19 protein-coding genes and 1 pseudogene are annotated in these 23,522 nt (G+C 69.9%); 10 read left to right on the top strand and 10 right to left on the bottom strand.

The features are described from left to right. Positions 1–46: 46 nt before the first annotated feature. A complete protein-coding gene (locus ACL00U_RS06470) occupies positions 47–547 on the bottom strand; it encodes a DUF427 domain-containing protein (RefSeq protein WP_071251571.1) in 501 nt (166 codons plus the stop codon). A 76-nt stretch (positions 548–623) separates the two neighbouring features. Here ACL00U_RS06470 and ACL00U_RS06465 point away from each other — a divergent pair, with 76 nt between their 5' ends. Further along, positions 624–2,036: an amino acid permease gene (locus ACL00U_RS06465; protein ID WP_017886540.1), complete on the top strand. Its 1,413-nt coding sequence runs from the start codon at positions 624–626 to the stop codon at positions 2,034–2,036. A gap of 321 nt (positions 2,037–2,357) precedes the next feature. Here the strand turns inward: ACL00U_RS06465 and ACL00U_RS06460 are convergent, their stop codons facing one another. Both ACL00U_RS06460 and ACL00U_RS06455 read right to left on the bottom strand, forming a co-directional pair. Continuing rightward, a complete protein-coding gene (locus tag ACL00U_RS06460; protein ID WP_071251569.1) occupies positions 2,358–3,359 on the bottom strand; it encodes an AraC family transcriptional regulator in 1,002 nt (333 codons plus the stop codon). Positions 3,360–3,474: 115 nt separating this feature from the next. Beyond that, positions 3,475–3,672, bottom strand: a complete 198-nt coding sequence (locus tag ACL00U_RS06455) for a hypothetical protein (protein WP_017886538.1) — start codon at positions 3,670–3,672, stop codon at positions 3,475–3,477. 122 nt (positions 3,673–3,794) lie between these two features. Between ACL00U_RS06455 and ACL00U_RS06450 the strand changes: the two genes are divergently transcribed. From ACL00U_RS06450 to ACL00U_RS06430, 5 genes are all read left to right on the top strand, one after another. Then, entirely contained in the window at positions 3,795–7,226 is a 3,432-nt protein-coding gene (locus tag ACL00U_RS06450; RefSeq protein ID WP_412873970.1) for an SNF2-related protein, read from the top strand. A gap of 609 nt (positions 7,227–7,835) precedes the next feature. Further along, complete coding sequence (locus tag ACL00U_RS06445; protein ID WP_262117400.1) at positions 7,836–8,681, top strand: HNH endonuclease family protein; 846 nt, start codon at positions 7,836–7,838, stop codon at positions 8,679–8,681. A gap of 76 nt (positions 8,682–8,757) precedes the next feature. Next, the gene (locus ACL00U_RS06440; protein WP_262117399.1) at positions 8,758–9,423 is read left to right on the top strand and encodes a GOLPH3/VPS74 family protein; all 666 of its coding nucleotides are present in this window, start codon (positions 8,758–8,760) and stop codon (positions 9,421–9,423) included. A gap of 153 nt (positions 9,424–9,576) precedes the next feature. Continuing rightward, positions 9,577–10,380: a glucose 1-dehydrogenase gene (locus ACL00U_RS06435; protein WP_056068171.1), complete on the top strand. Its 804-nt coding sequence runs from the start codon at positions 9,577–9,579 to the stop codon at positions 10,378–10,380. A gap of 104 nt (positions 10,381–10,484) precedes the next feature. Further along, positions 10,485–10,901, top strand: coding sequence for an SseB family protein (locus tag ACL00U_RS06430; RefSeq protein ID WP_159556558.1), 417 nt, complete (start codon positions 10,485–10,487; stop codon positions 10,899–10,901). 109 nt (positions 10,902–11,010) lie between these two features. On the opposite strand, the gene ACL00U_RS06425 is transcribed toward ACL00U_RS06430, so the two are convergent. The 3 genes from ACL00U_RS06425 to ACL00U_RS06415 all read right to left on the bottom strand — a co-directional run bounded on the left by ACL00U_RS06425 (position 11,011) and on the right by ACL00U_RS06415 (position 15,273). Continuing rightward, positions 11,011–11,427, bottom strand: coding sequence for a hypothetical protein (locus tag ACL00U_RS06425; protein WP_371830553.1), 417 nt, complete (start codon positions 11,425–11,427; stop codon positions 11,011–11,013). 64 nt (positions 11,428–11,491) lie between these two features. Beyond that, positions 11,492–14,986: a TM0106 family RecB-like putative nuclease gene (locus ACL00U_RS06420; RefSeq protein ID WP_262117398.1), complete on the bottom strand. Its 3,495-nt coding sequence runs from the start codon at positions 14,984–14,986 to the stop codon at positions 11,492–11,494. 68 nt (positions 14,987–15,054) lie between these two features. After that, a complete protein-coding gene (locus ACL00U_RS06415) occupies positions 15,055–15,273 on the bottom strand; it encodes a DUF1653 domain-containing protein (protein WP_262117397.1) in 219 nt (72 codons plus the stop codon). A 226-nt stretch (positions 15,274–15,499) separates the two neighbouring features. Between ACL00U_RS06415 and ACL00U_RS06410 the strand changes: the two genes are divergently transcribed. After that, positions 15,500–16,000 carry a TlpA family protein disulfide reductase gene (locus tag ACL00U_RS06410; protein WP_262117396.1) on the top strand — a complete coding sequence of 167 codons (501 nt, stop codon included), beginning with the start codon at positions 15,500–15,502 and terminating at the stop codon, positions 15,998–16,000. After that, positions 15,997–16,476, top strand: a complete 480-nt coding sequence (locus ACL00U_RS06405) for a DUF4395 domain-containing protein (protein WP_017886528.1) — start codon at positions 15,997–15,999, stop codon at positions 16,474–16,476. The genes ACL00U_RS06410 and ACL00U_RS06405 overlap by 4 nt, the downstream gene beginning before the upstream one ends. Before the next feature lie 763 nt (positions 16,477–17,239). On the opposite strand, the gene ACL00U_RS06400 is transcribed toward ACL00U_RS06405, so the two are convergent. The 3 genes from ACL00U_RS06400 to ACL00U_RS06390 form a co-directional block, all read right to left on the bottom strand. Beyond that, positions 17,240–17,707, bottom strand: a complete 468-nt coding sequence (locus tag ACL00U_RS06400) for a hypothetical protein (RefSeq protein ID WP_412873969.1) — start codon at positions 17,705–17,707, stop codon at positions 17,240–17,242. 100 nt (positions 17,708–17,807) lie between these two features. After that, on the bottom strand, positions 17,808–19,685 hold the full coding sequence (locus ACL00U_RS06395) for an alpha/beta hydrolase (RefSeq protein ID WP_017886526.1): 1,878 nt from the start codon (positions 19,683–19,685) through the stop codon (positions 17,808–17,810). Next, entirely contained in the window at positions 19,682–19,960 is a 279-nt protein-coding gene (locus tag ACL00U_RS06390) for a hypothetical protein (protein WP_139179786.1), read from the bottom strand. The genes ACL00U_RS06395 and ACL00U_RS06390 overlap by 4 nt, the downstream gene beginning before the upstream one ends. Positions 19,961–20,216: 256 nt before the next feature. Between ACL00U_RS06390 and ACL00U_RS06385 the strand changes: the two are divergent. Both ACL00U_RS06385 and ACL00U_RS06380 read left to right on the top strand, forming a co-directional pair. Beyond that, positions 20,217–20,891, top strand: a pseudogene (locus ACL00U_RS06385) (N-acetylmuramic acid 6-phosphate etherase); the annotation flags it as partial. Positions 20,892–20,934: 43 nt separating this feature from the next. Continuing rightward, positions 20,935–22,461, top strand: a complete 1,527-nt coding sequence (locus ACL00U_RS06380; RefSeq protein ID WP_412873968.1) for a PTS transporter subunit EIIC — start codon at positions 20,935–20,937, stop codon at positions 22,459–22,461. Between the two features lie 220 nt (positions 22,462–22,681). Here the strand turns inward: ACL00U_RS06380 and ACL00U_RS06375 are convergent, their stop codons facing one another. Continuing rightward, a complete protein-coding gene (locus tag ACL00U_RS06375; RefSeq protein WP_412873967.1) occupies positions 22,682–23,437 on the bottom strand; it encodes a hypothetical protein in 756 nt (251 codons plus the stop codon). Positions 23,438–23,522 lie beyond the last annotated feature (85 nt).

Genomic DNA, 23,522 nt, shown 5'->3' with positions numbered 1-23,522 from the left:
AAACGGGTCGGTCCGGTTCAGGGCCGCCCCACCTGACGACGCCGGGTCACCAGCCGAGCGTACCGGGCGCGCCCTTGAACGGGCCGACGATGTCCGCCGTGATCCAGCCGCCGTAGAAGTCGCCGTCCTGCGCCTGGACCTGTTCGCCGCCGACCTCGCACGAGTCCATCGCCGACGGGTAGATCGCGACGCGTTCCCGCAGCGACTCGTAGCCGGGAACCGGGGTCGGGTAGTTCCACGCGGCACGGCTCGCGACCGTGCCATCGCCGCCGACGACGTCGAAGTAGCGCGCCAGGCCCTTGAACTCGCACATGCTCGATCCCGACGCCTTGACGAGCGCGCCCTCGGCCAGGTCGGCCATCGGCAGGTAGTAGACCGGCGGGTGCGAGGTCTCGAGCACGCGGACGGCGTCGGTCGTGTCCGCGACGACCGTGCCGCCCAGACGGACGACGACGCGGGCGGTGACCCGCTCGACGGCGGGTGGGCGGGGGTAGTCCCAGACGGATTCCTGGCCGGGGCCGGGCTCGGTCCTCTTCGGGTGACGCATGCTCCAGGTGTACGCCCGGAGCCTGCGGTGCAGCCGCGTGCGTGCGCGGAATCGTCTCCGGGTGCACCATGGGCGGGTGACGACGACGACACGCACCCTGTTCCGACGGAAGCCCATCGAGACGATCGATGACGAGGCCGGGGGCGAGGGCGGCCTGAAACGGCACCTCGGCCTGTGGCAGCTCACCGCGATCGGCATCGGTGGCATCATCGGCGCCGGCATCTTCACCCTCGCCGGCACCGTCGCGAACGGCGTCGCCGGACCCGCGGTGCTGATCAGCTTCCTGGTCGCCGGGGTCGCGAGCGCCGCCGCCGCCCTGTCCTACGCCGAGTTCGCCGGGCTCATCCCGAAGGCCGGCAGTGCGTACACGTACGGCTACGCGGTGCTCGGCGAGATCGTCGGGTGGTTCATCGGCTGGGACCTGCTGCTCGAGTACACCGCGATCGTGGCGGTGGTCGCGATCGGGATCTCCGGCTACGTCGGGTTCCTGGTCGGCCAGTTCGGCATCGACCTGCCCGCGTGGATGCTCGGCGCCCCCGGCACCGGTGACGGCCACGTCATCGACGTCTTCGCGATCGCGCTGTGCCTGCTCACCGCGTTCGTGCTCACCCGCGGCATCCGCAGCGCCGCCCGGTTCGAGTTCGTCGCCGTCGGCATCAAGGTGGCGCTCGTCGTGCTCATCGTCGTGCTCGGGGTGTTCCACATCAACAGCGCGAACTACTCCCCGTACTTCCCGTTCGGGTTCGGCGGCGTGATGACCGGCGCCGCGACCGTGTTCTTCGCCGTGTTCGGCTACGACGCCATGTCCACGGCGGCCGAGGAGTCCACCGACGCCCGCAAGCACATGCCGAAGGCGATCCTGCTGTCCCTCGGCATCTCGATGGTGCTGTACGTCCTGGCGACGCTCGTGCTCACCGGGATGCAGAAGTACACCGACATCGACCCGGCGTCGGGCTTCTCGTCGGCGTTCGCGTCGGTCGGGCTCGGCGGTGTCGCAAACGTCATCGCGATCGGTGCCATCGTCGGCATCGTCACGGTGCTGGTGACGTTCATGCTCGGTGCCTCGCGCGTCTGGTTCTCGATGAGCCGCGACGGTCTGATGCCGAAGTGGTTCGCGAAGACCGACCCGAAGCGGCACGTGCCGACACGGGTGACCTGGATCCTCGGCATCGCGTCGGCGATCCTGGCCGGGGTGCTGCCGATCGGTGTCGTCGCGGAGCTCACGAACATCGGCATCCTGCTCGCGTTCGTCGTGGTCTGCTCGGCCGTGGTGGTGCTGCGCTACCGGCAGCCCGACCTGGACCGCCAGTTCCGGCTGCCGTTCATGCCCGTCATCCCGATCATCGGCGTCATCGCGTCGCTGTGGCTCGTCACGTTCCTGCAGTGGGAGACGTGGGTGCGGTTCGCGATCTGGTTCGCGATCGGGCTCGGTGTGTACTTCGGGTACTCGCGGAAGCACAGCAAGCTCGCCGAGCCGGCGAAGCGCTGACCCGGAGTGCCTACGACGGCTACCGCGACGGAGACCGTCGGCGTCTCAGCACGGCCCAGACGACGGCGACCACCACGCCCGCTGCGAACCACAGCCACGAGTTCGGCTGCCCGGCGAGCGCACCGGCCGCGCTGCCGATCAGCCCCAGCACGAGGGCGGTCAGCGGGAGCCACTGCTTGGTCGTTCGTGTGGGTCGGGATGCCATGGGCGAGACCTTCGTGACAGGGGTGCGGACAGCGCCGAGCCGCAACTGCACATCGACGGATCCGGCTCGGAGTGGAGCCAGTGTACGGCTGGGTCGTCGACGACCATCGGTGCAGCTCAGCGCCGCAACGTCTCCCGCGGATACTCCCCGAACCGGGCCGCGTACACCGACGCGAACCGCCCCATGTGCGCGAAGCCCCAGCGCCGGGCGACGTCCGCCACCGATGTCGCATGCGGCTCGAGGACCCGCAGTTCCTCGTGCACGCGCCCGAGCCGCACCTCGCGCAGGTACGTCATCGGCGAGCGCTCGAACGCTCGCTGGAACGACTCCTGGATCCCGCGGATGCTGAGTCCCGCGGCCTGTGCGACGTCGGCGACGGTCAGCGGCTCGTGGGCGTGTGCCTGGATGAACTCGACCGCGGCACGGAGTCGTCCGTCGCTGCGGGTGCCGTAACCGGAGGGGAACCGCTCGGCCTGCAGCGGGTACATCCGGAACAGTGCGCGGGCGACGTCGCGCTGCGCTTCGTGCCAGGCGAGCGACTCCTCGCCCTCCTCGCGCAACGCGTGGAGGGCACCCGACACGGCGGTGCGCCAGAGTGCGACGGCGGACGGGTCCGGGGCGGCGGTCGTGTCGAACGCCACGGTGCCGTCGACCAGGTGGTTCTCGGCAGCGACGTCGAGCACCAGGTCCCGGCGCAGGTGCACCAGGCGCTGGTCCCAGTCCTTGTACTCCATCTCGAACCGGCGCTCGACGGGGAACATCGTCGGGACGCCGGGCTGCATGCGGACCTCGTCGTGGCCGACGTCGACGCGGGCTTCGCCGCGTTCGAGCCACTGCACGACGACCTCGCCCTCGGTGGCGACGTCGCCCCGCAGGTACCCGTGCATCTGGGAACGGCGGATGCTGAGCCGTTCGTCACCGACGCCGACGTACTTGAACCAGTAGTCCTGGTCGAGGGCCCGGGAGTACCAGGCCTTTCCCGCGTACATGCCAGCGAGCGAGCTGATGGCGGAGTCGGTGTCCTGCCCGGCCACGGCGACGAGTGAACGCGGCGGCGTGGGACGCGCAGCGGGGTCGGAGCCCGGAGCGGGCGACTTCGACTCGGTCGTGTCGGTCATGGGGCCACCTCTCTCTCCTGGAAGCAGAGCGGTGTGATCACGTGCGGTGGTGCCGACCTGCCCCCTCACGCTAAGGAGCGGCGGGTGGTCCTACAACCAGGTTGCGTTCCGTGGCCTAACGGCCGGTCCAGCGCACCCAACCGTGCACCTGGGCGGCGGCGCTCTCGAACGACGAGTGCCCACCGGTCAACGAGTGGTCCGGTGAATCGACCGTGTACGTGTCGGTCCGGGTGATGTCGCACACGACTTCCGAGCCGAGCCACCCGTTCCAGTGGTCGGCTGAGTCGCGTACCCACCGCAGTCGGTCCGGCATGCGTTTCCAATCGGTTCCGTGGACCGCAGTCGTCGCGCTCCGGTGTCGACGGTAGCCCTGCCCGATGTGGGGCGCCCAGGGTGGCGGCGCGGATCGTCGGTGGCGACTGGCACGATGGACACGTGCCAGCAGCCCCGATGATCGACGCCGTCGACGTCATCCGATTCGTCGGGCCGCAGACCTTCGGCCGTGCACGCGACGTCGTCCGCGCCGGACTGGTCGACGACGCCACCTGGCACGACGACGACGGCACGGTCACCGCGGTCGTGTCCGGCACCGCCGATGACCCGTACGAACTGCGCGTCGACACCACCCCGGCTCGCGGCGACTTCGTCCGCCCGGTCCGCAGCAGCTGCAGCTGCCCGCTCGGCGGCGACTGCAAGCACGTCGCGGCTGCACTCCTCACCATCAACGCCCGCGCCCTCGCCGCGAACGCCGGCCCGCGTCCGGACGCGCCGGCTCCGCCGCCCTCTGACTGGAGGCACGACCTCGCCCGCCTCGCCGGTGACGACGAGCAGGCGCCCACCCCGCAGGGCACGCGAATGGGGCTGCAGTTCGAGTTGCGTGACGCGGTCCCCGCCAAGCTCGCCTCGCGAGCCCGTGCCGCCGGCCGTGCGCTGCCGACGGCGTCCCGCAGCGTGCGGCTCGGCGTCCGCCCGGTGACCCGCAGCGACGCCGGCAACTGGGTGCGTGGGCAGCTGACCTGGGGCACGCTCCCCTACTCGCAGAACCGGCTCGGCGTCGGTGCCGAGCAGCACGCCTGGTTCCTGCAGCTCGCCGCCCTGCACCGTGCCGGGCAGCTCGCCGGGTTGCCGGGTGAGAGCGACTGGCTGCACCTCGACGACTTCCGGAGTCCCCTGCTCTGGCCGCTCCTGCAACAGGCCGCGTCGCTCGACATCGCGTTCGTCACCGGCAAGCGCGAGGGCGGCGCGGTGCTCGGCACGCAGGCCCAGGTGCTGCTCGACGTCGGCCGGCACGACGACGCCGTGGTGATCGGCGCGAGTGCGGTGCTCGACGGCCGACCCGTGGTGCCCGGTGCGGCGCGGATGATCGGTGACCACGGCGTCTACGTGTTCCGCGAGAGCCCCGAGTTCACGGTCGCCGTCGCCCCGACCCCCGCGCCGGTGCCCGAGGACCAGCGCCGCATGCTCGTCGAGGGCACCCGCATCACCGTGCCGACGGCCGAGGTCGACGAGTTCCTGGCGGACTGGTCGCCCCGGTTGCGCGGTGCCCTCGGGCTGGTCAGCTCCGACGGCTCGGTGGAGCTGCCCGAGCGCACCCCGCCCGAACTCGTGCTCACCGCGACCTTCGAGCCGGCCCGGGCGCCGCGCACCGACGACCGCGTGCACCTGCACTGGCGCTGGCACGTCGACGGCCGGAAGGACCCGGTGTCCCTGCACGGTCCGCTCCCCGACCTGTCCGGGCTCCGTGCCGCCGACGATCCGGCCGGCACCGACGAAACTCCCGTCTCGGACCCGGCCGCGGCGGTGGAGCCGGCCACGGCGACGACGGCAGCCGACGACGCGACGCGGGCCGGGCCTCCCGTCCGCACTGCCGGACCCGGTGGCGGACTGGACTGGTTCCAGGACGGCACCATCGACGGCGCCGACGTCGCGGTGTTCGCGAACGAGTTCCTGCCGGAGCTGCCGTCGCTCGGCGTCCGCACCGTCGTGCAGGGCGAGCGGCTCGACTACGAGCGGCTGAGCGGGCGACCGCACATCCGCGTCACGACGATGCCGTCGGACAAGCACGACTGGTTCGACCTCGGCATCATCGTCAGCGTCAACGGCAAGCAGATCCCGTTCACGCCGCTGCTCACCGCGCTCGCGGGTCGGCAGCGACGCCTGAAGCTCGTCGACAACTCGTACCTGTCCCTGGCCGACCCCGCGTTCGACCGGCTCAAGGAACTCATCGACGAGGCCCGCGACCTGGACGAGTGGGAGCCCGACCAGCCGATCGCCGTGACGCCGCTGCACGCCGGGCTGTGGACCGAGTTCGACCTGCTGGCCGACGAGACCTCGCACGACGAACGCTGGCAGGCGATCACCGCGGGGCTGCTCGGGGCGACTCCCCCGGGTGACGTCCCGGTGCCGGACACCTTGCACGCCGACCTGCGGCCCTACCAGCACGCCGGGTACGCGTGGCTGTCGTTCCTGGTGACGCACGGCATCGGCGGGGTGCTCGCCGACGACATGGGTCTCGGCAAGACGCTGCAGGTGCTCGCGATGGTCGCCGCCCGTCGTGCCGCGGAGCCCCACGCTCCCCCGTTCCTGGTCGTCGCACCGACCTCGGTGGTCGGCAACTGGGCGGCCGAGGCGGCGAAGTTCGTGCCGTCGCTGCGGGTCGCGACGGTGACCTCGACGTCGCTGAAGGACCCGGGGCTCGTCGCACGGACCGCCGCCGCGTCGGACGTCGTCGTCACGTCCTACGCGCTGCTCCGGCTCGACGCCCAGGCCTGGACCGACCTGCCGTGGTCGGCGCTGGTGCTCGACGAGGCCCAGTTCGTGAAGAACCCGCAGTCGCAGACCCACCGTGTCGCATCGGAGCTGCAGGCACCGGTGAAGTTCGCAATCACCGGCACCCCGCTCGAGAACGGGCTGACCGACCTGTGGGCACTGTTCCACATCGTCGCGCCGGGGCTGCTGTCGACCTGGACCCGGTTCGGCGACGACTACGTGAAGCCCCTCGCCTCACCCGAGCTCCGGGGCGAAGCCCGCCAGGAGCTCACCGGGCGGCTGCGTCGACGGATCCGGCCGCTCATGCTCCGGCGCACGAAGGAAGCCGTCGCGTCCGACCTGCCCCCGAAGCAAGAACAAGTGGTCCGGGTCACGCTCGACCCCGCGCACCGTGCGCTGTACGAGCGCACGCTCAACCGGGAGCGGCTGAAGGTCCTCGACCTGATCGACGACCTTTCCAAGAACCGGATGATCGTGTTCCGGTCGCTGACGCTGCTGCGGATGCTCGCGCTGTCGCCGGCGCTGGTGTCCGCCGGAGCGTCCGGGTCGGCGTCGTCCGACTCCGACGTCACATCCGGCTCGACCCCGATCCCCTCGGCCAAGCTCGACCTGCTGCTCGACGAACTCGAACAGCTCGCGGCAGAGGGGCGACGCGCCCTGGTGTTCAGCCAGTTCACCTCGTTCCTGCGGATGGTGTCCGACGCCCTCGACGCCCGCGGCATCGGCTACGAGTACCTCGACGGCTCCACCCGCAAGCGCCCCGAGGTCATCGAACGCTTCCGGCAGGGCACCGCCCCGGCGTTCCTCATCTCGTTGAAGGCCGGCGGCTTCGGACTCACCCTGACCGAGGCGGACACCGTGTTCGTGCTCGACCCGTGGTGGAACCCCGCCGCCGAGTCCCAGGCCGTCGACCGCACGCACCGCATCGGCCAGACCCGGTCGGTGAGCGTCCAGCGGTTCATCGCCGAGGACACCATCGAGGAGAAGGTCCTCGCCCTCGCCGCCCGCAAGGCCGAGCTGTTCGCCACGATGATCGACGACGACGCCCTGTTCGCCGACGACCTGACCGCCGACGACATCCGTTCCCTGCTGACCTGACCCGCCGCCTGCCGGCTCCCCCGCTGTTCGCCCGCCGCCGCGCTGCCCGCCGCCGCGCTGCCCCGCTGCCCCGCTGCCGTGCCAGATCCGCACCGTGCGAGATCCGCCAACCCGTGCGAGATTGCCCGCCCCGTGCCACCCCACAACTCCGCACCGAACAACACCGACCGCACACACCGACCAACCCCGCACCGTGCCCACCACGCTGCCCCGCCGCCGCGCCAGATCCGCACCGTGCGAGATCCGCCAACCCGTGCGACATTGCCCGCCCCGTGCCACCCCACAACTCCGCACCGAACAACACCGACCGCACACACCGAACAACACCGACCGCACACACCGACCAACCCCGCACCGTGCTCACCACGCTGCCGCGCTGCCGCGCCAGATCCGCACCGTGCAAGGTCGCTCAACCCGTGCGAGATTGCCCGCCCCGTGCCACGCCACAACCCCGCACCGAACAACACCGACCGCACACACCGACCAACCCCGCACCGTGCCGCGCGCGCCGCCCCGGTATGTCGGTCACGCACGAGATGATCGTCCCTGTCCCGCCAGACCCGCACCACCGCACCACGTTCCGCCCCGCACCACCTGGAGTCCCACCGCATGACGTCCCGCCGACGCCGCAGCCGCATCACCCTGACCTCCGTCCTCGTCGTCCTGGCCCTCGCCGTCGGTGGGTACGCCCTCGACGCCACCGGGGCCCTCGGCCCGGACGCCGACGCGGCCGGCACGACCGACGCGGCCGGCACGACCGCTGCGGGCGGCACGACCGCTGCGGGCGGCACGACCGCTGCGGGCGGCCCCACAGCCGTGGAGACGACCACGATCGGACCGCAGGACGCGTCGTCGGGGGCGAGCCCGGCCTCCAGTCCGACCGTCAGCCGCGGAACCGACGCCGACGCGGTCCGCGCACGCACCCAGCTCGCCGACCTGCCCGTCAAGGGCAAGGCGGCGGCCACCGGCTACGACCGCACCGGCGACTTCGGCAGCGCCTGGCTCGACGTCGACCACAACGGGTGCGACGCGCGGAACGACGTCCTCGCCCGCGACCTGGCCGGCATCACTCGCGAGGGTCGCTGCAAGGTCCTCACCGGCACCCTCGTCTCGCCGTACACCGGTGCGCGGGTGGACTTCGTCCGCGGCAACACGACCTCGACGCTCGTGCAGATCGACCACGTCGTCGCGCTCGAGAACGCCTGGCGCACCGGAGCCCAGCGCCTCACCGAGACCGAGCGGCAGGCACTGGCGAACGACCCGGTGAACCTGTTCGCCGTCGACGGCCGGTCCAACTCGCAGAAGGGCTCCGGCGACGCGGCGACCTGGCTCCCCGCGAACAAGGCGTTCCGCTGCACCTACATCGAGCACCAGGTCACGGTGAAGACGAAGTACCACCTGTGGGTGGCCCCGGCGGAGCGGGACGCGATGGAACGCGTGCTCGGCGCCTGCTGACGTCGGGCGGCCCGGCGCCGCTGAGTGTCAGCATGGAGGCCCGGCGCACCTCCGCCCCGCGTGGCAGGCTGCGGACATGGCTGAGCAACTCACAGTGCCGCAGGCGTTCGCGCTCCTCCAGGTCGAGCCCGGCGGCCGCAAGTCCCTCGACGGGCAGACGCTGGACACCGGTCTCGCGGGCGCGGTCCTCGCGGACCTCGCACTCCGCGGTGTCGTCTCGCTGCAGGACGGCCTGGTCACCGTCGTCAACGGCGCCGCCACGGGCGACCCGGTGCTCGACGGCGTCGTCGGGTCGATCGCGGCATCGGGTGCGCCGCGCAAGGCGAAGTGGTGGGTGAGCCGGCTCGGCAAGCAGCGGCTGCGCGACGACGTGTTCGCCGGGCTCGTCGCCAGCGGCATCATCAGCGTCGAGCAGGGCAAGGTGCTCGGCCTCTTCCCCACCACGAAGCACCCGGAGCGCGACGGAGCCCCGGAGGCACTGCTGCGATCGGGCATCGCGGACGTGCTGGCTCGGCGGGCGGGCCCGACACCGTTCTCCGCTGCGGTCATCGGGCTGCTCGACGCGACGAACACGCTCCGCAAGCAGTTCGGCGCGGTCGACAAGGGCCTGGTCGAGGAGATCACCTCGGGGACCTGGGCGAGCCCCGCGGTGCAGGCCGTGCTCGAGCAGATTCGAGCCGCGGCGATGATCGTCATCATGGCGGCGACCACCGCGACGGCAACCACGGTCATCACGAGCTGAGGTCGGCCGCGGGCACCCGCTGGGCACCCACTGACGAGGCCGTTGCGCGACAGGTGTAGTCTACTTTTATCGATGCGGATGCATTGATCGGACTCGCTGCTCCGCCGCGGACCCCGAGCCCTTCGCCGTCGAAGACCTCAGGAGGCCTCCCCCATGCCCGAAACCACCACCGGCACCACCCGCTTCACCGACCGTGTCGTCCTCATCACCGGCGGCGGCTCCGGCCTCGGCCGTGCGACCGCCGTCCGCCTGGCCGCCGAGGGCGCTGCGCTCTCCCTGGTCGACGTCTCCGAGCAGGGTCTCGAGGCGACGAAGACCGCCGTCCTCGACTCCACCCCGGACGCGCAGGTCCTGACGACCGTCGCCGACGTCTCCGATGAAGCCCAGGTCGACGCCTACGTCAGCGCCACGACCGAGCGCTTCGGCCGCATCGACGGCTTCTTCAACAACGCCGGCATCGAGGGCAAGCAGAACCCGACCGAGTCCTTCACCGCCGCCGAGTTCGACAAGGTCGTGTCGATCAACCTGCGTGGCGTGTTCCTCGGGCTCGAGAAGGTCCTCAAGGTCATGCGCGAGCAGGGCTCCGGCATGGTCGTGAACACCGCGAGCGTCGGCGGCATCCGCGGCATCGGCAACCAGTCCGGGTACGCCGCCGCCAAGCACGGCGTCGTCGGACTCACCCGCAACTCGGCCGTCGAGTACGGTCGCTACGGCATCCGCATCAACGCCATCGCCCCCGGGGCCATCTGGACGCCCATGGTCGAGAACTCGATGAAGCAGCTCGACGCGGAGAACCCCCGCAAGGCGGCCGAGGAGTTCATCCAGGTCAACCCGACGAAGCGCTACGGCGAGGCCCCCGAGATCGCCGCCGTGGTCGCGTTCCTGCTCTCCGACGACGCGTCCTACGTCAACGCGACGGTCGTCCCGATCGACGGCGGGCAGTCGGCCGCGTACTGAGTCCGTCACCTCCGACACCCGGCGCACGTCCGCGTGCGCTGGGCGTCGACCTGGAGGCGCGGCTCGGCCCCGCCGTCTCCTGCGGGCGTGACAGCATGGTCGGCGTGAGCAACGACGAGACGAACGGATCAGCCTTCGGCCGAGGCGTCGACAAGACCCCACCGACCGCTGCCGCCGAGCTGCGACGGAGGATGGCCGCCTCTCCGGCGGGCTTCCTGCGCAGCGCGGCGTGGGTGCCCTGGAAGCCGGCGGGCAGTCCGGAAGCCGGCAGCGTCGCCCACGTCATGATCCGTGACAAGCCGTTCGTGCCGGTCTTCACCGACCCCGGCGAACTCGCCGCCGGCCTGCCCGAGGCCGAGGGTCGCCCGGTGCCGATGTCCGAACTCGTGTCGGCGCTGCCCGAGGAGTTCGGCATCGTGGTCGACCCGACGAGTGCCGAGGCGGCGAACTTCCTGCACGCCGACGTCCTCGCGCAGATGCGGGTGCAGATGCAGAGCGGTGTCCCGACGAGCGACGACTGACCCGCACGCTCCCACCGTCCGCGGCGGGCGAGTGCGGAGCGTTTTCCGCTGTGTGACGGTTCTGGTTCACGATCCGCGGGGTTCATGAACCGAAACCGTCAAGCGGGCGTCAGGAACCCGACGCCGCCCCGACCACCGCAAGCGTCAGCGCGAGGGCGATCGCCACCGCCGCAGCCGTCCCGAGCGCGACGAGCCACCCGAGCGGCCGCTTCCGACGGACCTTCGCCGCGAGCACTCCGCCTGCAGTGCACACGACGACGAGGACGATCGCCTCGACCACTGCGGTCTGCATGCCCATCGACCGGTTGCAGACGCGCGTCGAGGACTCCCAGTCACACCCGTACTGCGACACCGTCCCGAGGACCCAACCGAACAGCACCGCGAAGCCGCTGAGCATCGCGATGACCACGAACAGGGCGATGGTGACGACCAGGTCGACCGTCGACGCCGTGTTCGCCTTCGGCGCCACGACCGAGCCCGGCACTGGTGCTGCTGCCGGCTGTGGTCCTTGCGCTCCTGCAGACATCGTCCCCCGCTCCCCTGGCCCCCTCGGCCTTCTGCAGCCTAGAGGATCCGCCCCGTCGCCTCGATCAGCGGCCCCGTTCGACGAGCTCGATGAAGCGGGACAACAGGGACAGACCGGCGATCGACGGGGGCAGGCCCGTGGTGAGCGCCGGCGAGTGCACGAGGTACGCCGCCCACTTCGCCCGCGAGATCGCCACGTTCAGCCGGTTGGGCATGAGCAGGAAGTCGAGCCCGCGCGGGATGTCCGCCGCACTCGACGCCGCCAGGGACACGATCGACACGACGGCCTCGCGGCCCTGGAACAGGTCGACCGTCCCGACCTGGGTCCCGGTGAAGCCCGCGCGGTCCAGCTCCTGCCGGATCAGGGCTCCCTGCGCGTTGTACGGCGCCACCACGATGACGTCCTCGTCGGTCAGGGCACGCGTGTCGGAACCGTCCGTCCAGGTGCGACCGACGACGTCACCGACGAGTGCGACGACGCGGGCGGCCTCCTCGGCCGACGACGTCGTGTTGCCCGCGTGGACGACCGGCACGGGGCGCACACCGGCGTCGACACCGTCGAGGTGCCGACCGGAGACCATCGAGGCCAGCTGCCCGTCGTAGGACAGGGCCGAGACGGACTCGGTGAGCGCGGGCTCCATGCGGCGGGTGCGGGCCAGGAAGTAGCCGAACTCCGGCGGCAGGACGTGCTGCCCGTCGGCGAGCCAGCCGAGCGCGGACTCGTCGACGGGCTCGGGGTGCGAACCCTGCGACACTTGCGGGAGCTGCTGGGGGTCCCCGAGCAGCAGGAGCCGGGTCCCCGCGACCGACGAGGCGATGGTCGGGGCGAGGGAGAACTGTCCGGCCTCGTCGACCACGAGCAGGTCGAGGGAACGACGCTCGATCGTCGACTCGTTCGCGAACGTCCACGCCGTGCCACCGACGACACCGCCGGTCCCCGAGCCCTCGCACGACGACAGGAACGCGGCGACCGCGGCACCGTTCTTGACGGGCGTCCACGCGGCGGCGTCGAGGTCGTCCTCGGTCGCGCCGGACTTCGGCACCTTCACGACCCGGTCCGCGGGGACGCCGGCGTTCACCACGGACGACAGGAGGTTCTCCGACGTCGCGTGGGACTGCCCGACGACGCCGACCCGCCAGCCGTACTCGCGGACGAGCCGTGCGACGACGTTCGACCCGACGTAGGTCTTGCCCGTGCCGGGAGGGCCCTGGATCGCCAGGTACGAGCGGTCGAGGCCGAGCAGGGTCGACACCACGGCCGACACCGTGTCGTCACCCTGCACCGGGACGATCGCACCGCGCGGGGGCACCCGACGCAGCAGGTCGAGCGCAGGGTCGGGCAGCATCGCCGGCAGCTCGTCGAGCACGGCCTGCCCCCACCACGCGATCGCCTCCGGCTGGGGCTTCGCTCGGGGCGGTGCCGACGGGGCGAGGGCCACCGGGAACTCGTGGTGCGGCTCGCCACCGACGGGCAATCCCTCTTTCACGAGGACCTCGACGGCATCCCCGTTGTCCCACACGTCCATGATCACGGCGCGCGACGACGCGCCCTTCGACCCGGGGCCCGGTGAGGCGACCGAGGGCGGAAGTGGGTCGTCGTAAACAAGGTGGGGCGTGCCTCCAGGCCGGAGCCGCGAGCCGGGCGCGAGCGTCCCCGACAACCGGAGCTCCCGCGACTGCGAGCGGGCACGCGGCAGCGTGTCCCAGTCGCGCTCGACGGACGCGCGCTCCACGACCAGGACGTCACGCGTGTCGGCCCAGTCGTCGACCGGGTTCCGCAGGCGGTCGAAGTGGTCCTGCCAGAAGGTCTTCGCCTCGCGGCGGTGGTAGTCGATCGCGGCTGCGGCGAGCGCCAACGCGGTTTGGTCCGGAGTGCGGTCGAGGGCGTCGACGTCCTCGAGCTGCGCGGCCAGGGCGACGTACACCGGATTGGGTTCGCGCTCGACGGGGATCGGCGGGACCTCGAGCTCGAGTGCCGGGTCGGCCGCGTCCGGGTCGTCGGTGCGCAGCGAGCGGAGCCAGTCGCGCAGGCGCAGGGTCGAGCGGCAGTCGTAGGCGTTGTAGTCGGCGACCTGGTCGAGCATCCGCTGCCCTTCGACGGCGTCGCCGCTCCGGAGTGCCTCGATCGCTTCGACGTAGGCGGTGATGCTGTCCGCGGCGTTCGTGACGTCGCTCTCGCGCAGGTCCGAGCCCATGTACAGCGGCTCGAGCTTCTTGATCGAGTAGCTGTGGCTGCCGACGACCAGGGCCTTGCGGACGATCGGGTACAGGTCGACCAGGACGCCGGCGCGCAGCAGGTCGTCGACGGCATCCTCACCCACGCCATGCCGGGCGGCGAGCGACAGCAGGTGCGTCCGCTCGTACGCCGCGTAGTGGTAGACGTGCATGCCCGGGTACTGCTGCCGCCGGGCCTCGATGAAGGCGAGGAACTGCTCCAGCGCAACCCGCTCGTCGCGGATGGTGTGCGCCCAGAACGCGGTGAACTCGGCGCGGTCGTCGACCAGGCCGAACAGGTAGTCGAGGCCCCAGTGCACGCCGTCCTCGGTGTGCAGGGGGTCGCCCTCGAAGTCGAAGAACACGTCACCTGGGTCGGGTGCAGGGATCGCATCGAGCGCGCGGGCGTCGAGGACCTCGAAGCGCGGCGTCACGGGCTGGCCCGGCCCGTCGGCACCGTTCCGTCGGGCGGTCTCCGTCTCGATCTGGAGGCTCGCCTGACGTACCAGCCGATCCTGCGTCGCGCGGGACAGGCCCGGTACTGCCCGGGTGCGGACCGCCAGGTCGTCGATCGTCCGCACCTCGTGCTTGATGAGCTTCGCCCGCTGGTCCAGGCGCATGCCGGCGACGAGCACGAGGTCGCGGTGCTCGGCCACCTGGGTCGAGCAGACGGCGCAGCGCCCGCAGCTGGAGTACCGCGGGTCGCCCCACTGCAGTGGCTCGTCGGCAGCGATGCGCTCGGCGATGATCCGCTGCAGCTCGGCGCGCTGCGTGCGGTACACCGGCGCGATGTCGGCGAGGTCGTGCGTCGTGGTCGTCCGGTCGCCGAGCACCAGGTGCACCTGCTGTCCGGTCGGGATGCCGTGCGCTTGCATCTGCTCGGCGTACGCGGCGAGCTGCAACAGGGCGCTGATCTTGGCGTGGCGGGCGAGCTTGGTGTCGTAGACCTCGTACTCGCCGCGTTCGTTGCGGATGATGAAGTCCGCGAAGCCGATGAACCCGGGGGCGTCGGCTGTCGGCGCCGCGTGGAACGTCGGCTGGTACAGCACGTCGGCACCGTCGGCGAAGGCCTGTCGTGCTTCGGCTGCGGCGCGTGCGTAGTCCGGCTGGGCAGGGCGGTCGAACTCGACGACGGCGCGGGTCTGCTTGAGGATGTCGAGGTAGTCCAGCTCGTGCTGGTCCCCCAGCCGAGCCGTGCGCTCGAGCATGTCGTCGTGCACGTCGGGCAGGGCTTCCCCGCGACCGAGCTTGGCGTCGAGGCGGCGCAGGAACGCCCACTCGCAGGCCGACCACGTGCTCAGGTCACTCGGGCTGAGCAGCACGTGCCCGTCGACGCCGATCTGCATGCGCTCCCCCTCGTCCTCTGGTGCGCTGAAAGCCTAGGGGCGAGCGCCGACACCGCTCGCTCGGGCGGTCAGCCGGCGACCGGCACGAACCGCGGGCCGTCGTACCCGTTGCGGGTGACGTGCGTGGTGAAGTCGGCGAGCGACCGGACCCAGTGCCCGCGTTCGCCGTACAGCGCCTGGTAGACGACGACCGGTTCCTCGGTCTCGACGTCACGGGCGACGAGCAGCACCTCGTAGTCGTTCCCCTTGAAGTGCCGGTACCGCCCAGGTGTCACGTCGATAGTCACAACCTCGATCGTAAGCAGGTGAGCCGGCCGCCGCCGACGCTGGAAAGGTGCGCTGTTCACGCCGCAGGTGTCCCCACCCCGGCGGGCGGCTCGTCTGACGGCTGAACGACGCGACGGCCGCGCCGAACCGCCAGACCGCCGGACCGCCGGACCGCCAGACCGCCCGGCACCGTCACGAACGGACACGTGCTTCCGTGCGGACAGCACCACGACGTACGGTCGCACCATGACCGTCATCGTGGCCGTCGCCGTGCTGGCGGGGGTTCTCGCCCTCGCCACCGTCCTCGGGCTGCTCCTGCGCTCCAGGACCGGCCGCGCGAAGCCCAGCCCGACCGCGCCCGACGGCACCGCCAGCACCGTCGACGGCCTCGCCTCCGCCGATGCGTTCGGCAGCCGCGCCACCCTCGTCCAGTTCTCCACGCCGACGTGTGCTCGTTGCCCGGCCACGCGCCGGTTGCTCGACGCCGTCGCAGACCACCACGAGGGCGTTCGACGCATCGAGATCGACCTCGCCGAGCACCCCGGCCTGGCGAGCCGCTTCAACGTCCTGCAGACCCCCACGGTCCTGCTCGTCGACGGTTCCCGGACCGTTCGCACCCGCTTCGGAGGCCCACCCCGCCCACCCGAACTCGCCGCAGCCCTCGACACCGTCCTGACCACAGGCAGAACAGACACCACACGCGGCACAGGTACCTCAAGCACCACCGGCACCCAGGAGTCCCGATGACTACCACGACCGACACCGACCGCGGCATCGACCCGCGCTCCCCGCGCTTCGGCGCCGCGATCACCACGGTGCTCCTCGCCGCGACGATCGTCCTCACGCTGATCCCCGCGACGTGGGTCGCCGGCATCGTGCTGCTCGCGGTCATCGTCGTGCTGTTCGCCGTCGGAGGCATCGCCGGCATCCGCCGTCACCCCTACGGCGCACTCTTCCGACGGGTCGTCCGCCCGCGCCTGGGCCCGCCCGCCGAACTCGAGGCCCCGGAACCCCCGACCTTCGCCCAGCAGGTCGGCCTGTTCGTGACCGCGGTCGCCCTGCTCCTCGCGCTGCTCGGCGTGCCGTACGCCGCCCCGATCGGTGCCGCGGTCGCCCTGGTCGCCGCGTTCCTCAACGCCGTCTTCGACGTCTGCATCGGCTGCCTGCTCTACGTGTGGCTGGTCCGCGCGGGCATCTTCCGTCCGCGGCGCGGCGTCGCCTGACGGCCGGGAGGCGCGACTCACCCCCGCGGCGCAGGCCGCGCTGGCAGGGCGGTCCGGTTTGGAGGCGCGCCTCGCCTCCGCGACGCACGCGAAGCGGGCGGTCCTCGTGGGTTGGAGTGCATGGGGGACTACGAGGGCATCGCCCGTCGCGCTCGGCGGCGGACGATCTGGATCGCCATCGGCGGGGTCGTCGCGAAGGCGGTCGTCGGGCTGTTGCTGCCGAGCGGCGACGATGCGCTGAGCCGGTTCCTGACCGTCCTCGGGTATGCCCTGGCGCTCGGCGGGTTGAGCGGGACCGGTTCGATCCTCCCGTCGACGATCAAGCTGGCTCAGACGATGCAGTGGCCGGTCCGCGAGCTCGACCGAACGGGACGACGGAGCGACCGCCGCGCCGTGTTCGCCGGGAGGCCGATCGAACCGCGCGACTCCGAGATGGCGCATCGTGCTTTCGACTGGGCTCGGAGTGCGGCGCTGTCGATGCCCCTCTCGCTCGCCCAGTTCCTGCTGCTCTACGCCGGGATCGCGGGACCGCAGATCCCGAACCTCATGAGCGACGACGACTCCTTACGGGTCAAGAGGAGAACGGCGGAGGCGCCCAGTGCGCACATCACGGTCAAGCGTCTACACCGCGGGGTCAAACTGCGTCGCTGTCTGCCACGTCCTCGAACAGCAGCACGCCGTCCGTCCCGCCTCCCACACTTGGCCAGCGCCGAGAGACGGAGCGCGGGCGATCACCGGACCATCCCTCGACCGCGGGAGGGTCTCAACTGCCTGACGGCTTCGACGATTCGGAAGGGCGCGGATTCAGCGGTGTCCCGAGCTTGGGTGGGTTTCCGGGCACGCAGTGCCCGTAGATGATGACTCCAACGAAGCCGGGATCGGTCTGGAACTGCAATCCGTACCCGTCGGCAGCGGTCCCGCCGTTGTAGCCGTTCGGGTAACCGATGACCGTCCGGGGAGGCGACAACGTCTCGTCCTGCTGTACGCGGATACCTTCCATGCCCAGCCTCGACTTGAGCGCGGCTGCAACACGCTTCGTCACATCATCCGGCGTACCGGAGAGAGGTTGATTCCGGATCGCGGTGAGCATGAACTGCGCCCCCGCTCCACCCTGCGAGGAGCAGCCGTTCCATTCCGACTCGGTCCCCTCGGCCCATCCATCCTCTCCGACAACCGACGTAATCGCGGCGAAGATGTCGAGCACATTCTGATGTGACTCCTGCAACGTCATGGATGAATCCTTGCTCGCTGGGGTGTGGGGTCCGGTGTCAGAGCAGCCGGTGATGAGAGTCGCAACGAGTGCGCACAACGCACCCACGACGGCCCGTCGGTCATTGAGTCGGATCACCGGTCAGTCCTGTCTGCCACTCGTACATGAACCAATTGTCTTTCGTCTGCTGCCGCATCCGATCGAAGGGAGCACCAGCTTCAGGGATCTGATCGCCAAGACCCATCGTTGCCTTCGCAGTGTTGTACTGCGCGGTCGTCGCATTGTCGAAGTACGAGTAGCGACCTTGATCATTGCCCTCGCGACCGTCGTACGGGCCGTGATGGGTGATGCCGTTCAGCGTGTCAGCACCGGACCCTTGCGTCTCGGCGCTGAAGTCATGGGCGCCCCAGGACGGGTCCGTCGGGTCCTGGCGGCCCGACAGGTTCTGCCCGGTGATCGCCCACCCGTCTTTCGCTCCTTGGCTTGCGAACACCTCACCCTTCGGCACCTGCAGTGCGTCGGCGTTCGGCGCAACGTCCGTGACCCCGGCGGACCCGAGGAGCACGACGTGGTCGGCGTGGGTCTTCGTCAGCGCGATCGTTGCCACGTTCGTGCCGTACGAGTGCGCGACGACAGACAGGCTCGAGTCTCTACCCGACGCTGCACGAACTGCGTCGAAGCCGTTCAAATCGGCGACGAGGGCGTCAGCGCCCGTGTGTGCGCGCCCGTTCGCCACGACAGATGCGAACGACAGGTCATCCGCCATCGGCCCGTGATACCCGATCCAGGAGACGACTGCCACATTGGAGGGGGCGGTCTTCCCGAGTACCGCTTGTTCCGCTCGCATACCGGCAGCAATCGTTGCGTAGTTCTGCACGGTCCCGTCCTGGTACGTCGCCGTGTTCATGCCGGGCACGATGTACGTCACGTGCACCGCGGTGTCCATGTCACCGGCGACGATCTGCGCCAACGGCGGCCTGTCATCGACGAGCGAGATGAGCGAGACAGGTTTCGTGTCCAACGTCATCTGAATGTTCTGATATCCGTCGCGCTGCCGTTCCCAAATCTGGAGTTGCGTCCGGGCGGCCGCGGCGGCCGCGGGGCTCGAAGCGCTCTTCAACTGCTTCTCCCAGTACGACGTCTTCTGCTTGGCTTCGCTGAGCTTGTCCGCGAGCACAGTCTTGTTCGCTCGCGCCCTCGCCCAGTACGCGACGCCGTTCAGGTTCCCGAGCGCCACCGGGAGCGCCGCGACGAACGCATCCTGCTCGGCGGAGTGCGCACCGGCCGGACCGGACATCGCGTTCCACCACAGCGCCACGTCCTTCGCGTCCATGCGCGCCAAGCGTGCAGCGATCGCCGGATCGTCCTGCAACGCGGCGATCGACTCCTTGTCAAGCGTGCCGAGCCACGTGAGGAACTGCCCGTCACTCATCTTCGCCACGGCCGCGGCAGACTTGAGCGTGCCGACGACCTCCGGAGCTTCCAGAGCCGAGGCAGCACGTCGATCGGCTGCATCGCGCCGCATCACCAGCTCTTCCCACTGCACGGACAACCGCCCCTGCAGCCCGGCGAGGCTCGCCGCTCCGTTCTGCAACTGTTGGAGCTTCACTGTGTCCGACTCCACCGCGTCCACGCTCTGCGCGGTCGCGGTGGCCGCGCGGATCGCGCGGGCATTCGCCGCGACGTCATCGGCTGCGTTCTGCTGGGCAGTCTGCACTCGCTGCGCTTCGTCCTGAATCTGCTGCACCTCGCGTGCATACGTGCCCAACGCCGAAGCGGCCTCGTCGAGCCGAGCCGCGATGCGCTGCGAACTCGCGGGCACCGTCGCCGCCACCGTGACGAACCGCTCCTGCGCCTTCCCGCTCCACCCGGACTGCGCTGCCTCAGCAGCGTTCACCACCTGCCGAGCCCCGGCACGGACTGCGTCGGCGTGCTGCGTGTGCAAGCGTGCAAGCCGACGGATCCCGTCCGGATCGCCCGCTGTCGGATCGGCAGTCATCGCAGCTCCTCCGCCAGACCCGCGTCCGTCTGCTCCATCTCCGAAACAGCGTCCTGCACAAATCGGCTCAACGTCTCCGCGTCCTCACCGAGCGAACGGACCATCGCGTCCTGTGCCCGCGCAGACGTCGTGAATGCCGATGCCACGACATCAGAACCGAAACACCCACCATCCGCCTCGGAGAGCGCCCGCTCCGAACCGAACTCCGCCGCCGCATTCTTCGCCTTCGTCGCAACCGCATGCATCGCAGACGCATCGACCGTCAAATCCCCCAACGTTGCCCCCTTCGCCCGCCAACGCTCCCCAAGCATAGCCCGATATGTCACCTCTTTGCGAGCGGTCGGGTCCGTCCGCTGGATGATCGCGACGGCCTCAATGCGGGTCGCTGAGGCCGCGGCTCCGACGCTCGACGGCTCCTCGCCGAGCCGGTTGCAATGTCAGTGTCGATTCGATCTTTGGAGCTTCGCGCGCGGCGGCAGACTCGTCTACGTCTACGTCTACGTCTACGTCTACGTCTAGGTCGGCGCCGGCACGCCGGGCCGGCTCGGCGTCCTCGACGCCAGCGAGTGCCCGCCCACCTTCGGCACCGACCCGAGCCAGGTGGTCGGCGTGATCGCCGGCGGCGGCCCCGCTCTGACCACCGCGGTGGAGGGCGCCGAGGACGACGAAGCAGCCGCCGTCCGCGACCTCGACGCGCTCGGCCTGACGGCCGACAACGTGGTGGTCGGGATCAGCGCGTCCGGCAGGACGCCCTACGTGATCGCAGCCATCCTGGAGGCCCGTCGCCGCTCCGCCCTGTCGGTCTCCGTCGCGTGCAACCCCGACTCGGCCGCGGGGCGGGAGGCGGACATCGCCATCGACGTCGTCGTCGGCCCCGAGTTCATCGCCGGCTCGACCCGCCTGAAGGCGGGCACCGCGCAGAAGCTCGTGCTGAACATGCTCACCACGCTCGCGATGGTGCGCAGCCACAAGACGTACGGCAACCGCATGGTCGACGTGCGGGCGACGAACGCGAAGCTCGTCGCCCGGGCGTTCTCGCTCGTGCAGGACGTCACCGGCGCTGCTTCTGCCGACGTCCAGGCGGCTCTCGATGCCTCGGACGGCGAGGTGAAGACCGCCATCGCCGTGATCCTGACCGGCGCCTCCGCTGCCGATGCCCGCGAGCGCCTCGATGCTGCTGCCGGCTCGTTGCGCGCCGTGCTGTGAACCCCGTTTCCCCGTTCGTTTCCTTCCCCCGAGGAGCACAGCAATGCCCGATGCACAGCAACTCGCCCAGCAGATCCTCGACGCCGTCGGCGGTTCCGCGAACATCGCCGACGTCGAGAATTGCATGACCCGCCTGCGGGTCGAGGTCGTGTCCGACTCCTCCGTCGCGCTCGAGGACCTCAAGGCCACCGACGGCGTCATGGCCGCCATCGCGGCCGGCTCGAACCTGCAGATCGTGCTCGGCCCGGGTCTCGTCGACCGCGTGGCCGACGGCCTGGAGGCCCTGCGCGCGGCCGCCCCGCCGGCTGCGGCTGGTGGGCCTGGTGCGTCGCCTGAGGAGCTCGCTGCTCGCGGTGCGTCCATCAAGGCGACCGCGCGGTCCCGTTCCGACGGCCGCACCATGCGCGCGATCCGGAAGATCTCCGCGATCTTCATCCCGCTCATCCCCGCACTGATCGCCTGCGGGCTGATCGCCGGGATCAACGGTATCCTGACGAACCTCGGGTGGGTGCCCGGCGTGACGCCGTTCCTCGGCGTGCTCTCGTCCGGTTTCCTCTCGCTGCTCGCCGTGTTCGTCGGGATGAACGCCGCGAAGGAGTTCGGCGGGACGCCCGTCCTCGGCGGTGCGGTCGGCGGCATCATCGTCGCGGCCGGTGTCGCCAACGTCACCGTGTTCGGCGAGACGCTGGCTCCCGGGCAGGGCGGTGTGCTCGGTGCGCTGGCCGGCGGCATCCTCGCCGCCTACGTCGAGCGCTTCATGCGCCGGGTCACGCCGGACGTCATCGCGCTCATCGTCGTGCCGACCGTGACCGTGCTCGTCGCCGGCTCGGTGACGCTGGGCGTCCTGATGTCCGTCGCCGGTGTCGTCTCGGTCGCGATCGGTACTGCTGCGACTTGGCTGCTCGCGAACGGTGGAGCCTTCGCCGGCTTCGTGCTCGGAGGCCTCTTCCTGCCGCTCGTCATGACCGGGATGCACCAGGGGCTCATCCCGATCCACACCACGCTGATCGACCAGACCGGGTGGACCGTGCTGCTGCCCGTGCTGGCGATGGGTGGTGCCGGGCAGATCGGTGCGTGCATCGCGCTGTGGGTGCGGTTCCGGTCGAACGCCTCGCTGGTGCGGACCATCCGGGGTGCGCTGCCGGCCGGGTTCCTCGGTGTCGGCGAGCCCCTGATCTACGGTGTGACGCTCCCCCTCGGGCGGCCGTTCATCACCGCGTCCATCGGTGGCGCGTTCGGTGGCGGTGTCGTCGGGCTGTTCGACCAGCTCGGGCACTCCGTCGGGGCGATCGCCATCGGTGCCTCGGACCTGTCGCTCATCCCGCTGCTGAACGGGTCGTCCGGGTACGGGTGGGCGCTGCTCGGGTACGGGTCGGGGCTCGTGGTGGCGTACGTCGTGGGGTTCTTGGCGACGCTGCTGTTCGGGGTGTCGGCGTCGGTGCGGGCTGACCTGGAAAACAAGTCCGGTCCTGGGCCAGGATCCGTCGTCGAAAATAATGGGGAACTTACTGCAGTAGCAGAAACACAGGTTGCAGCTCGAGCCCTCGAACCGCAACGACGCAGAATATAGCACCACGCGAACGTGTTCCATCGCGGCAAGCCCGGACTAAGACGCAGAAATTCAGCATCTCTCACCGTCAGGGATCTGCTCGAGTATTGAGATGGAGTAGGGAGCCATGCCGTTAGTGCCACTTTTTCTGGCCCAAGTTGATCGCCGAACTTTGCGTTCCAATGAGACACAAGGAACTAGGAACCGCAAATGAACAACGAAATAACAAAACTGACGTGAACTACCCGAAACGAACCTGAACCGCAACGGATTCCCCTGATTCCCGAACATCAGAAGGCTCGTAACTCGATAGCGAGCCCACCCTCCACAACGCGGGCCGGGGCCCGGGAACGTCGAGCGATGCAATCATCGCAGCCAAAGCAAGCGGCTTTGGTCCCGAAGGCACAAGCACGACCCGGTATTTCTGCGAAGCTGAAGAAATAAGCGAAAACAGCATCGCGTAACTTCTAGAGATCGAATTGAGTGGATAGGACAAGAGAGAGACGGAGTCCACTTCTCCGAACAATGATGCGTGGTTAGCAGTGGCCGCATCCGAAAAACTCGGATCGCTCGAATCGGCAACCATCGCCCAAATCCGCTCTGGCTCCAACAGTTCGACCACCCCGAGCCCTCGATGAAGCTCCATCCCGAGTCCCAAGATGAGACCGATTGGAGCGCTGAGAGGACGAGCGTCCCCAGCGAAAAGCGGTGAAACCGGCCCGGCTGTCAGATTCACATCCTTCAGCGCTGCTGCTCTACTACTTTCGAATGTGGGCTCGGAATAGATGAAACGAGCTTCCAGCGGGCGGGGCGCGTGCGCGAGCAGGCCAATGATGGCAGCAAGAACCTTCCGGGGCATGCTCGAATAGTCAATCGTCACTTCGTCTAGCCCGGCGTCCAGTCGCGCCGAGAGAAACGCCATACCCTCTTGCACTGAGAGTAATGACCATCCCGCCGATTCGAACAGCGCTACATTCTTTCTGTGTTGCTCCGACATTGGCCGGAGCGAATATACCAGTGCTACTCCCGGCGCCGCGAAATAGCCCGCCCTGAGCAGAGCGCTTGAACGCGTTTCGTATCCA

Origin of the sequence: Curtobacterium poinsettiae (assembly GCF_047226435.1) — a bacterium.
GTDB classification, from domain to species: Bacteria; Actinomycetota; Actinomycetes; order Actinomycetales; family Microbacteriaceae; genus Curtobacterium; species Curtobacterium poinsettiae.
This window is presented reverse-complemented; position numbering and strand designations above follow the sequence as displayed.